The sequence below is a fragment of the Sphingobacterium sp. LZ7M1 genome (assembly GCF_024296865.1).
Classification (GTDB): Bacteria; Bacteroidota; Bacteroidia; order Sphingobacteriales; family Sphingobacteriaceae; genus Sphingobacterium.
On the sequence record NZ_CP101134.1, the window covers coordinates 781,170 to 793,936 of the forward strand.

General features: G+C 38.1%; 11 protein-coding genes. 3 read left to right on the plus strand and 8 right to left on the minus strand.

All coding sequences use genetic code 11. The annotated features are described in order from the left end of the window. Positions 1–4 precede the first annotated feature (4 nt). Together NMK93_RS03320 and NMK93_RS03325 are read right to left on the minus strand one after the other, a co-directional pair. On the minus strand, positions 5–424 hold the full coding sequence (locus NMK93_RS03320) for a cytochrome c maturation protein CcmE (RefSeq protein WP_185210929.1): 420 nt from the start codon (positions 422–424) through the stop codon (positions 5–7). Positions 425–708: 284 nt separating this feature from the next. Further along, on the minus strand, positions 709–1,941 hold the full coding sequence (locus tag NMK93_RS03325; RefSeq protein ID WP_254526350.1) for a dicarboxylate/amino acid:cation symporter: 1,233 nt from the start codon (positions 1,939–1,941) through the stop codon (positions 709–711). Positions 1,942–2,001: 60 nt separating this feature from the next. Between NMK93_RS03325 and mnmD the strand changes: the two genes are divergently transcribed. Further along, complete coding sequence (gene mnmD / locus NMK93_RS03330; RefSeq protein WP_254526349.1) at positions 2,002–2,667, plus strand: tRNA (5-methylaminomethyl-2-thiouridine)(34)-methyltransferase MnmD; 666 nt, start codon at positions 2,002–2,004, stop codon at positions 2,665–2,667. Positions 2,668–2,673: 6 nt separating this feature from the next. On the opposite strand, the gene NMK93_RS03335 is transcribed toward mnmD, so the two are convergent. From NMK93_RS03335 to NMK93_RS03355, 5 genes are all read right to left on the minus strand, one after another. Beyond that, the gene (locus tag NMK93_RS03335; protein WP_254526348.1) at positions 2,674–4,143 is read right to left on the minus strand and encodes a sulfatase; all 1,470 of its coding nucleotides are present in this window, start codon (positions 4,141–4,143) and stop codon (positions 2,674–2,676) included. Positions 4,144–4,226: 83 nt separating this feature from the next. Continuing rightward, on the minus strand, positions 4,227–4,727 hold the full coding sequence (locus tag NMK93_RS03340) for a peptidylprolyl isomerase (protein ID WP_185210923.1): 501 nt from the start codon (positions 4,725–4,727) through the stop codon (positions 4,227–4,229). Positions 4,728–4,747: 20 nt separating this feature from the next. Beyond that, positions 4,748–6,757: a thioredoxin domain-containing protein gene (locus NMK93_RS03345; protein WP_254526347.1), complete on the minus strand. Its 2,010-nt coding sequence runs from the start codon at positions 6,755–6,757 to the stop codon at positions 4,748–4,750. Positions 6,758–6,778: 21 nt separating this feature from the next. Next, positions 6,779–7,264, minus strand: a complete 486-nt coding sequence (locus NMK93_RS03350) for a histidine phosphatase family protein (RefSeq protein WP_185210920.1) — start codon at positions 7,262–7,264, stop codon at positions 6,779–6,781. Positions 7,265–7,342: 78 nt separating this feature from the next. Then, entirely contained in the window at positions 7,343–9,379 is a 2,037-nt protein-coding gene (locus tag NMK93_RS03355) for a glycosyltransferase (RefSeq protein WP_254526346.1), read from the minus strand. A 144-nt stretch (positions 9,380–9,523) separates the two neighbouring features. Here NMK93_RS03355 and NMK93_RS03360 point away from each other — a divergent pair, with 144 nt between their 5' ends. Both NMK93_RS03360 and NMK93_RS03365 read left to right on the plus strand, forming a co-directional pair. Further along, the gene (locus tag NMK93_RS03360; protein ID WP_254526345.1) at positions 9,524–10,600 is read left to right on the plus strand and encodes a glycosyltransferase family 1 protein; all 1,077 of its coding nucleotides are present in this window, start codon (positions 9,524–9,526) and stop codon (positions 10,598–10,600) included. After that, positions 10,601–11,629, plus strand: a complete 1,029-nt coding sequence (locus tag NMK93_RS03365) for a hypothetical protein (RefSeq protein ID WP_254526344.1) — start codon at positions 10,601–10,603, stop codon at positions 11,627–11,629. Here NMK93_RS03365 and NMK93_RS03370 read toward each other — a convergent pair. Beyond that, a complete protein-coding gene (locus tag NMK93_RS03370) occupies positions 11,626–12,741 on the minus strand; it encodes a glycosyltransferase family 1 protein (protein ID WP_254526343.1) in 1,116 nt (371 codons plus the stop codon). The genes NMK93_RS03365 and NMK93_RS03370 overlap by 4 nt on opposite strands. Positions 12,742–12,767 lie beyond the last annotated feature (26 nt).

The following is a 12,767-nucleotide window of genomic DNA, read 5'->3' on the forward strand; positions in this document are numbered from 1 at the left end:
ATTGTTAATTGACTGATGCTGTTGCTGGGGTAGATGATGTTTCAATCACCTCCATTTGATCCTGATTGTATTTCGAAGGACATTTCATCAAAATCTTGCTGGCATGGAAAACATTACCTTCCATTTTACCGGTCAAAACAATTTGTTCAGATCGCTCGATATCCTGAGGTTTAGAACCATTGAATACTACCTGACACTCTGTACTGTCATTGTCAAACATGTAAAAAGAGAAATGATTTGCATCCTTCACAGGATCATAATGCAGATCTTTTTGTTTATTCAAAACACCTACTACATAGATCTCTGTCTTCTTTTCCCTCGCCTCAGTAAATGTTGAATATGTACTAGAATCGGTATAGATCACAAGTATCATCGCAATAGCTATCGCTATAATTACAATTAAAATGATCGAACTTTTCTTCATCTCTATATGAATATAATATTAACCAACTGCAAAATTACGAAATAGTAGTGCAAGGAATGAATTTAGCAATGAAATTGGGTTATTTAGAATGTTTCTATTTAAGTTACATTATTTTTTGTAAGTATCTTAAATGTAAGTACTTGCGGATGTGTTGGGAGTATTAGATTCTTGATTTCCAGTAAAATCTAATTTCAGGCTTTTGTAATAAAAGTGATTCAAATAAGAAAGCTCAGCCAAATTAATGTTTTTGAATGAGCTTTCTTATATTCTTTTATCCTTATTTATTAAGCTTCAGCTTGTTCTGGATTAAATTTTTCTCCTGAGAATCTAGTGACTAACATCGCGGCGACGGTGTCACCTGTTGCGTTCAGGACGGTAGCTAATGGGTCTACTAAAGCGCCTATGATCAAAATAGATGGTACTGCTTCATTTGGTATTCCATAGATGGAGATCATTAGCATTTCTCCGATAAATCCTCCATTGGGAATCCCACCAGCAACCATAGATACCAAGACGGTGATGCCTACTGCGGTAATCAAAGTGGTTGGCTCAAAGAAATTCCATCCTAAGATGGAGAAAGCGACATAGATCTTTAGGATAGATGAAATGGCGGATCCGTTTTTGTAAAGGGTGTTTCCCAAAGGTACCACGATACTAGATATTTCTTTTGGAATCCCAATCCTGTTGGAAGCAATCAGGTTTGCAGGCAAAGTTGCCAAGCTACTACAGGTACTGATGGCTGTTAATGATGGTGAAATATTATGTTTCCAATAAGACTTTACGCCCGATGTACCTTTTGCAACAAAGGCATAAAGGCTGAAGAATACGATAAAAAATACGACTCCAAATCCATAGTAGAACCCTAATGGCTTGGCATAGAATCCAAAGAGTTCAGCACCTAGGGTCTTCACCTGATAGGCGAAATATGCGCCTAAACCAACAGGTCCAGCTTTCATGACCAAGATCAAAAGGTTTTCCATGACCTTGTTTCCGGCATTCAGAAAGGCAGTGAACTGTTTTCCCATCTCACCAGATTTGCGGGTTGCAGTCCCGACCAAAAGGGCAAAGATGACAAAGGCCAAAATGTTTTTTCGGGAAAGTAGGTTGGCAAACTCATCAACACTCAAAAAACGTACAATTCGGTCGCCCCATGTTTCATCGGCATTGGTGGAAAGGGCTTCATTGACTGCCGAACCATCAGAAATGGCAGTGACAGGAAATGCCCAAAGACCTGCGATGGTCGCTATGGCTGCGATGATAATCGTTCCGATAAATACCGCTGTCATAACCCCAATGGTCTTTCCAAGTTTGTTACTGTCCTCAATATTGGCAATGGAAGATGAGATGGCAAAGAATAGGAGTGGGATTACGGAAACAAAGAGTAAGTTTAAGAAAATATCACCTATGGGTTTAAGGATATCAACTGCCTGAGGGAAGAATATTCCGATTAGACTACCAATAGTAATACCTATTAGAAGTAAGATGATACTTCCGTAATTTTTTAGGATTTCTTTCATTTAAGTAATTTGCTCAAGCTAAAATAGTTGTTTTTATTTTAGATTTGCCAAAAATATATAATGGAATTCGTTAAAACAGCAGATGGCTCAAAAACTTTGTACCATGAGGAGGTGGGAGAGCATTACCATTCTAAACACGGTGCACATCAAGAAAGTGTCCATGTATTTTTGAATACAGGGTTACGCTATTGGTTGGAGAAGGAATCAAGTGGTTCGGCTTCTGTCTTGGAAATTGGATTCGGGACGGGTTTAAATTTCTTGATGACAGCAGATTATTGCCATCAGCATCAGATTTCCCTTGATTATGTTGGCATTGAGGCTTTCCCTTTGAGCCAAGAATTGATTCAGCAATCTGATTATGGGGAATATATTGCTGACGTCGTTTGGGAGAATTTTATTGAAAAATATCCAAATGTGATCAATTCAAAAACCAACCTTTTAGATGCTGTGCAGGTTCAAGTTGCTCATCAGAAAGTAATGGATTTTGATAGTAATGAACTTTTTGATGTTATCTATTTTGATGCATTTGCAGAAATCCATCAGCCAGAAATGTGGACGCCTGTAACTTTAGCTCATGTTTGTCAGTTCCTAAAACCGGGAGGTGTCTTTGTGACTTATGCCATTACGGGCAACTTAAAAAGAGCGATGAAAGCGTTGGGTTTTAGTATTGAAAAAGCGCCTGGTGCTCCCGGAAAACGTGAAATGTTGAGAGCAACCAAGCTTTAAGATTTCTTATTTTTTAGGGATTCTGCCCAGAGGCCTTCGGTTTTGTCCTTCAGCCTTGGTAAGGTTGTCTCCAAGATCTCTACGGGCTTCATCAGCAATTTCGAGTAATTTTTCTAATACCTCTGGATTCTGTTCGATGACATTGTACCTTTCTCCAGGATCGCGACGGAGGTCGTATAATTCCATGGTTTTTATTTCTAGTTCTTTGTAATTGCCTCCAAAGCCATCATTTCCGGGAAGGATGCCTTCGTAAGATCTGGATTTATGGGGTAAGACCAGCTTCCAATTCTCAAAACGGACAGCCTCCAGGTCATTCTGGTTGTAATAATAGTACATGGATTTCCGTGGAGCTTCTGCCTTAGGATCTTTGATCTGCGCTAAGAAGCTAATTCCATCAATCTGATTGGGATTGTCTTTATAATTTACGATCTCAGCAACTGTAGCAAAAATATCCATGCTACTGGTTAGGTTGTTGTTGATCAGACCTTCCTTAATCATGTTTGGCCAATAGATGATGCAAGGAACACGCTGCCCGCCTTCCCAACTGGCTCCTTTGCCTTCTCTAAACCCTCCTGATGAACCATTATGGTTCCCGAAGTTAAGCCAAGGACCATTATCACTCGTGAAAATAACAATCGTATTTTCGCTCAGTCCATTTGATTTTAAGGTTTGGAAAATCTGACCCATGGAATCATCTATTTCGTGCATGACATCACCAAATAACCCTTGGTCCGAAGTCCCTCTGAATTTTTTCGAAGCAGTAATGGGCACATGGGTCATGCTATGGGCTAAATACAAAAAGAACGGATTGTCTTTATTGGCCTTGATAAAGTCTAGAGCCTGTTTAGTGTAATTTTCTGTCAATACTGCTTGATCTTCGAGGTTGTTGATTTTCAACACCGTATCTGGAATACTTTGTCCAGTTTTTATCTTCAATAAAGGTAATATAGGGTATTTTGAAACATAGGTATCAGGTTTTGCTGGTTTACCATCAAAGCCTACTGGCCACATATCGTTGGAGTAGGGGATTCCGTAGTAAGCATCAAAGCCTTGTTTGGTAGGAAGAAATTCAGGTTCACTTCCAAGGTGCCATTTGCCGATGATCTGTGTGCTGTAGCCTTTGCTCTTGAGCATTTCCGCCATCGTGATCTCATCTGGGTTCAAACCTACTCCAGTAGAAGGCATAAATGCTCCGCTGATCCCCATTCGATTAGGATAGTTACCCGTCAATAATGCCGACCTAGAAGCTGAACAGACTGCTTGAGGAACAAGGAAATTGGTGAAACGGATCCCATTGTTTGCCATTCTGTCCAATACTGTTGTATGATATCCCAATGCTCCGGTAACTCCAAGGTCACCATAGCCAAGGTCATCCATAAAGACGAGGATAATATTAGGCTTAGTCTGATTTTTTTGTGCAAAGGCAGTGTTAAAGAGGATGCTTATTACGAGCATCAATGGAATTCGATAAATCATAGGGCTTAGGTCTTTTAACTAATATAAGCAAAAAAAGGTCGCTGAGATAAATCCCAGCGACCTTTTTTTTGTGTTAAATTTTCTTAGTGTCCTTCGTTACCATCAGCTCCGTGAGCATGTCCATGAGATAATTCTTCAGGAGTAGCTTCGCGAGTGTCTAAGATTTCGATATCGAAGTTTAATTTTTTACCAGCCATTGGGTGGTTCAAGTCAGCAACAACTGCATCTGGAGTTACTTCTACAACAACAGCACGGAATTGGTTTCCTTGGTTGTCTTGCAATGGAAGAACTTCACCAACTGGAGGAAGTCCAGTTTCTTTGAACATATCAGCAGGTAATTGTGCAATTGCACGATCATCGCGTTCGCCATAAGCATCAACAGCTTCTAACTCGAATGATTTTTTGTCACCAGCAGCTAAACCAGCGATGTTTTCTTCGAATTTAGGAAGCATCATGCCTACACCATATAAAAATGTTAAAGGATTCTCAGTCGTTGTTTGCTCTACAAATGTTTTTTCACCGTTATCTTCAATTGTGTGAAGAACGTAATTCAATGTTACTACATTGTTGTTTTCTACTGCCATTCTGATTAGATTGTGGGAATCTATCCCTGTTTATTATTTATTAATTCTATAATATCCTTAATTGACGATTGTGGAAGGCTGCAGGTTTTCTTCTGACAAAGGTATGCTTTGTCTTCCACTGTGTTTTTATGCTCTAACAAAGGAAGACTGCTTTTTGTTCCCCCTAAAGTGATTTTATTGGGGATGTAATATTGATCTAATTCCTTTCGCCAAGCCTGTCCTTGATGTCCCGTGATTGCGATCTCCCAAACTCCAAAGTGGAGTTCTAAGAGTTGGATTGCCCAATTTGAATAGGCCGAACCATAGGCTTTAATATGAGGAAAAACATTGGCAAAAACTCGATCTGCAATTTCCGTGTACCTACTATTATCAAATAATACGCCGAGTTTGAACAATGAACGCACTATTGTTGAAGAGGATGCCGGAATTACATTGTCCATAATCTCACTTTTTCTTGCGATCAGAACTTCAGCGTCCTTACTGCTGTAATAAAATACAGTTTCATTCTCGTCAAAAAACTGGGATATCGCTATTTCTAGGTAAGATTTTGCACGCTCAAGCCACATTTCCTCAAAGGTTGCCTCGTATAAAGCTATATAGGCTTCAATTGTAAATGCATAATCATCTAGAAAACCAAAAATTGTTCTGTTGTGGTCTGACGGCTGATGAAGAAGTCTGCCATTTTGGCAACAATGCTCTTCGATAAAGGTTGCAATCCCTTCTGCTAATTCTAAAAAATGGGAATTACCAAAGGTCCTATAGGAGTCAATTAACCCTTTCATGAACAAGGCATTCCAGGTAGTCAACTGTTTATGGTCCAATCCTGGTCTAATCCTCTTGCTTCTATATTGAAGGAGTTTTGCTTTTATTTCTTTTAGGTGTTCCTGCCATTCATCCTCACTGTAACCCGCTTCCTCGATGAGTTGATTATCCTCGGGGTTCACAAAAGGAATGTTGATTTGTTCTTCAGTCCAATTTCCACTCTTTTTGATGTTGAAGTAGTTTCTTGCGAGGTCAGCATCTTCACCCAAAATATCAAATTCTGCATAGTCGAAAGTATAGAATTTACCTTCTACACCTTCTGAATCAGCATCCAGTGCAGAATAGAAACCTCCATTTGGGTCCAACATTTCGCGTTCAGCCCAAGCTATGGTTTCTTCAACAATGTTTTTATATAATATTTGGGGTCTGTTTTGATAAGCTTCACTATAGAGACTCAATAGCTGACCATTATCATAGAGCATTTTTTCAAAATGGGGAACATGCCATTTCCCATCCACAGAATAGCGGGCAAAACCACCCCCAACCTGATCATATATGCCCCCATTTGCCATTTTTTCTAATGTAAAATGAACATGGTCTACAACCCCTTGATCATGGTTCAAGAAGCCATAACGTAAGAAAAAGACCCAGTTATTGGGGAGAGGAAATTTAGGAGCACGAGTATAACCACCGTTTTTACCATCAAATTGCTCCTTCCACGGTTCTACGACCTGGAGGATATCACTTAGGGTATATTGTTCAGGAATGTTCTGTATGGGGAGCTTTTCAGCTTGTTGGATGCCTTGGGTAAGTTTTTCAGCATAATCTATGGCGACCTCCGGTTTTTCCTCCCACATTTGCGCAATCTGAAGCAGAATCTGTTGCCAGTCATTAGGCTTAAAATAAGTTCCGCCATAAATTGGTCTACCGTCTGGGAGACAGATACAGTTCAGGGGCCAACCACCAGAATTAGTCATTAATTGAACCGCTATCATATAGATCTGATCAATGTCGGGACGTTCTTCTCGATCCACCTTAATGCAAACAAAAAACTTATTCATGGTTTGCGCGACGGCCTCATTTTCGAAGCTCTCGCGTTCCATTACATGGCACCAGTGACAAGCCGAATAGCCAATGCTAACGATGATTAACTTGTTCTCTTCTTTTGCCTTATTTAATGCTTCTTCACCCCATGGAAACCAATGAACAGGATTATGTTCATGTTGCTTTAAATATGGGGAACTTTCACCTTGTAGTTTGTTTGCCATAACATACGAAGGTAAAAACTATTATTTTAATAATCCTATTAGGTTGGCAGTTCCTCCTCCTAACATTTCAAAGGTCAGATCACCCTCAAGCTGTAAAATTGATACATTGGACGTAGCCAGCTCAATCTCAGAATGGCTCAAATAGTTGGTCAGGTTAGAAAGCCCTGGATTATGACCAAATATCAACAAGGTATCATATTCTTCCGGAACGCTATTGATCACTTTTAGGATATCCATAAAATGGGCCTCATAAATATCTCTCGTCTGATGGATGGATTCTTGAGGGTAACCAAGCACTTCACAGAATAATTCTGCTGTTTGGATGGCACGATTTGCAGAGGATGAGATGACAAGGGTCTTTTCATCTATTTTAAGAGAGTCTTTTAGCTTTTGAGCAATCCTTTCCGCTCTTTCTCTGCCCTTTTTTTGTAGGTCTCTATAAAAATCATCTTTTGAAAAAGAGTGTTCTTCAGCCTTGGCGTGCCTGATAAGATATAATGTTTTCATGTTTTGAATACCTAGTTAAAACACCAAGATAAAGAAATAATAATTAACAAATCGTTCTGAAATTGTTAAGTATTACTTCTAAACTCTGTAATTCTCAATGAATTGTATGCTGCCTTTAAGCTTTTCAACAGAAAATGGCCTTAAGCTTTTCTCAGAATTATCTTGCAGTTTTTTCCAAAGCACTTCATCATTGTACAAACGCAAAATTTGCTCAGCGAATTTGTCTGTCGTATTGGCGTCAAGGATATTGGTACCATCCTGAAGATTCATTCCCTCAGCCCCAATCTTGTTGGTGATTACTGGCAAATAATATTCAAAGGCTTGGCCTATTTTTCCTTTTACACCTGCGCCATAACGAAGTGGAGCGATCATGTACTTCGTGTTGAAGTAAAAAGGTTCTATATCTTCAACGAAACCATGGAAAACAACATTTTTTAAGGTTTTCTTTTCTTCATCAATATGTTCATCTAAGTCTCCTACTACATGTAATTTTATTGCGGGATTGACTTTCCAAACCTCAGGCATGATTTCATCAATCAGGTAATTTACAGCATCAATATTTGGGGTATGTTTAGAGCCAACAAAAAGGATTCCTGAACGGTCTTGAAAGCGCGGTGTTTCTTCCTTTTTGACCCTTGGGTAATGGATATTTGAAATTACATGAAGTTTTTTGTTGTCACAGAGTTTAGCCATATAAACCTTTTCCTGTTCAGATATAGGAATGACTATGTCAGCCTTTTCTGCAGCTTCCAATTCGTACTGATAGAATTTTTTATATAATTTTTGGAGTTCTTTATTGTTTTCCTCAAACTCTAATGCCCTTTTAAACCTCAAATGATGGATGTCTACCATATCAAAGATTACTTTTGAATCTGGAATGAACTTTTGGGCAGTTTTGTAATATTTATTAAAACTGATTGCGGTATGAAACCATACGATCGGCTGATGGAAAACACTTCTTTTTAAAAATTGGACCACATCATTTTTAGCATGATGCTCATAAACCACGCAAATCCCTAACTTCTGGTAAAACTCATTTGAATCATTCTCAAATTTGTTCTGTGTTGTAATCAAGATGACTTGATAGCCCAGTTCACAAAATTCCTTCATGATCTCTGTAAACCGTATCTCTCCTGAATTATTGTCAACTTTAGGCATTTGGTCGTGAAAGAAAATTATCTGTTTGTTGTTATTGATTTCCAACTTTCTTTCTTCGACGGTATTAGACTTTATTTTATCAAGATATTTTCCCCAGCGAGAATAAAATATTTCCTTGTTTTTCTTAAAGATCATTTCTTTTTGAAGCGCTTTCTCTTGACTTTTATTCTTATAGGTCAGTCCGTCAAAATGAATCACTTTTGAAAAAGGGCTGAAGTATATTTTCTTCCCTTGGTCATATCTTATTCGAAAACAAAGGTCCGTTTCTTCAAAATATGCAGGTTTATAAACAGGGTCTAATAGATTGAGATTTCCTAGATCATCCGTTTTCCTGAAGAGTAGACTGCATCCTGAGGCATAATCCACCTCATACACATAATTTACTTCTGGGAAATAGGCAGGAACATTATTGACCTGATGGATTCTGTCCGCACTTAAAAAAAGCGAACCAGCTTCCTGAAGGGAACCATCGGTATTCAAGATCATAGATCCCACTGCTCCAGCATCCTCCTTCGTGTTGAATACATTGACCAATTCATCTAAAAAACCTTGATGCACGAGGGTATCATTGTTTAATAAATAGATGAAATCGCCTTTTGCTGTCCTAATACCTTTATTTACACTCTCCAAAAAGCCTAAATTGGTATCATTGGTTATTTGAACTGTGTTTTCAATATCCGAAAAATCGATGGCATCCTTGCTGCAATCATTGATTAAAAGGAGTTCGAAGCTATTCTCGGGTAAATTTGAATGTATGGATTTTAAGCAGGCTCTAGTGGTCGCTTCCATGTTATAATATGGAATGATTATAGAAACTAAGGGCTGTTTTGTTTCAGGAAAAACAAGGGTTTCTTTAACTAAATCAGGCTCTTGAACATTTATTGTAAAGTAATTGATCGTATTCTTTAGTCGTTTCTTTTTCTCGAAATATAATCTGATCTGCTTAGATAAACCCATTTAAGTCTTGTAAATTATTTTATAATAGCTATCAAAAATCTAACCGTAAGTAAATTTTAGACGAAATTTATAATAAAAATGCTACAGAACTAGTCGATTTTAAATGCTAAACCATCAAATTCCTGTGAATATTTTTTATGTTTGATGATGATCCCAGAACAACCTGCAAATGTTTGTTTCGACGTCGAACGTTTAAAATATAGAAACGTTGGACTTTTTCACTTTTGCCTTCAATTGGGAAATGCCTTAATTGATATCGCTGATTCCGACCCTACCCTAAAATTGTATTTTTATGCTCCCCAAAACAGCCAAATCTTGAAGGGAGCCCCTAACTACATAAACAGCAAGCCGATCCATAAGTATATCCAGTCTTTCCAGGTTGATCTAAATGTTTGGCATGGCAGCAACCAAATGACCGACTATCTACCAAGGAACAAAAAGATAGCCAAGGTCCTGACCATCCATGATCTGAATTTTTTACGAGAAAAACCTAAGGATAAGCAAAAGAAATACCTTTCCAAGGTTCAATCCAATGTCGATCAATCCGATGAAATTGTCTGCATTTCAGAATATGTGAAGCAGGAAGTTATGGAGTATATAAATTTGCGGAATAAACCTTGTTCCGTAATTTACAATGGCAATAATATCAACCCAGCAGTTAGCCCAACAGCAGTCAACTTTCCTCTTTTGGACTTGTCGGTTCCATATTTGTTTTTCATAGGGGCAATCTTGCCGAAAAAAAACATCGAAAGCTTAGTCTATCTGTTGGTGAAGAATGATTTTAACTTAGTCATAGCGGGAGAGATCTTCGACAAAACCTATCAAAAGAAAATCCTTGAATTGGGTAAGGAACTGGGAGTGATGGAAAGGATTTATTTTATTGGAGCAATAAGTGAGGGAGAAAAAGTTTACCTTTTAAAGAATTGTAGATATTTTTGCTTCCCTTCAAAAACGGAAGGCTTTGGGTTGCCTGTCGTGGAGGCGATGAGTTTTGGCAAGGACATCATTTTATCAAACTCCACCAGTCTTCCGGAGATTGGAGGAAATGTAGTACGATATCTTGATTCCTTTGAAAAGGATTATTTAATTGAATACGGAAAGGAATTATGTTCTTTCCAGTTTTCAAAAGAAATGGAACTTGCAGTAGTGGAAAGAAGTAAAATGTATAGCTGGAAAAAAGCAGCTGAAGCCTATGGGGAAATTTATAAAGAATTAGCTTAAATGAGTCAAGTAAAGTTTGGAGAAGGAAAAACTATTTTATTGGCAATGCCAGATTGGTTCCTATACCACTCCGTGAAACAGCAATTGGAATTATTTGGGTTTCGCGTCATTGGTATTCCTTTTACTGGAAAATTTAAGTATAAAAACCTTACTGATAGAACCATTAACTTCTTGAGAAAGGTCTTTTTCAATGACAGGAAATACAAGCCCTATTTAAAATACCGTGATACTGGCCAAGGGATAACCAAAGCCGTAGAAGAATTGAACGAGGTCGTTGATTACTGCCTGATGTTTCGAGCAGATTATTACCCTTTGGATATCGTTAGGAAGATCAAGGAAAAAAGTAAGGTCTTGGTTGGTTACCAATGGGATGGATTAGATCGCTTTCCAGGGATAAAAGATTTAATTCCCGAGTTCGACCGATTTTTCGTCTTTGACCCTTCGGATCTGGATTTTCCATCCGTGCAATCTGCCAGCAATTTTTACCTCAATAGCAATAATCCCCATGTTGAAAAGGATATCGATGTTTATTATTTAGGGAATTATGTGCGGTCTAGGATTAATAAACTTGAAAAATTAACTGACTATCTGAAAAATATCCATTCTAATTCCGTGATCAAGGTCCATTCTGATAAAGAGAAGATTCAAAAGAAATATGGCGATAGATCTTTTGAATTGACAAAGAATTATGTCTCTTATGAGGAAAACCTAGATTTAGTGAACAGGTCTAGGATTATGGTTGATCTATTGCACGATGTACACAAAGGTTTGTCCTTTAGGGTTTTCGAGGCAATCGGGAATGATAAAAAACTAATACTAGACAATCCAGAAATAAAAAAATATGAATTCTATAATCCTTCAAACTTTTTCCTTCTACAGGGGGACAATTTTGACGGTTTGAAAGAATTTATCAATTCTCCATACGAGCCATTACCAGAAGACATCAAACACAAATACTCCTTTGAAAACTGGATCAGATATGTCCTGGATATTGCGCCCTACCAAAAAATCGATCTTCCGAAAAGCTAAACTAATTGATGATACAGCCCCATGATTTGCTGGGCAATGATTTCATCATTAAACCGCTGGGCATATTCTCGCCCTTTTACGGCCATGTTGTTTGCTAATTCGGGATCAGATAGGATCAATTGAATGCTTTTTCGTATTTCTGCAACATTTTCAGGATCAATATAGTTCGAGAAAGGTCCTGCTGCTTCTGGAAATACGCCTGAATTGGTCGTTATAACTGGAGTGCCTGAGTAGAGCGCCTCAATGATTGGAATGCCGAATCCTTCAAATTTGGAAGGATAGATGAAAATATTAGCCATGGCGTAAATCGTGGCCAATTCATCCATACTCAAGCCTTTCATAAAAACAACTTGCTTCTCCATCCCTTTTGAAGCGATATACTCCTTTATGCTCTGCGTGTAAGGGGTTTCTTTCCCAATTATTACCAATGGAATATCCAATCCTTCAATGGCCTTTACAATTTGAAATGCATTTTTTCTGGGTTCGATAGAACCAACATTCAATACAAAATCTCTTGGGAGGTTATATTTTAATCGAATTCTTTCTTTTTCCTCCTCAGTCTTTTCAGTTTTAAATGCAGGATGGCTCACCTGGTAGATCACCGATATTTTATCTTCGGGAACCTGGTAGTATGCCATCAGGTCCTGTTTAGTCTGTTCACTGATGGCTATGATTCGGTCAGCATTTTCAACGGCATATTTCGCCTTTTTATCATAAATCCATCTATCCACTGCGCGGTATAATTCCGGATATCGTAAAAAGATTAAATCATGAATGGTTACGACTGATTTAATTCCTGCCTTTTGCAGTCCAATGGGGATTTCACCAGATAATCCATGGTAGATTTCAACCTTATCCCGCTTTAGATCAGAAATAATGTTCCAATTTCTCCATACCATGGGAAGCATTTTCGAAATCTTGGAAGTAGGTAATTGAATTTTTTTATCAGCCAATTGGTTGGACGTTAGGTTATCCCCAAGTTTTGGCGTGTATTTAATATAATTATTCTCAGGATAGTGTTTTTCAAGTATCCTGATTAAATCCCTGCTGTAATTACCAAGGCCAGTATAGTTTAGGAAATATCTTTTGGCGTCAAATCCTATTGTCAACATTCAGAATTTCTTTTTCAGGTAATTAA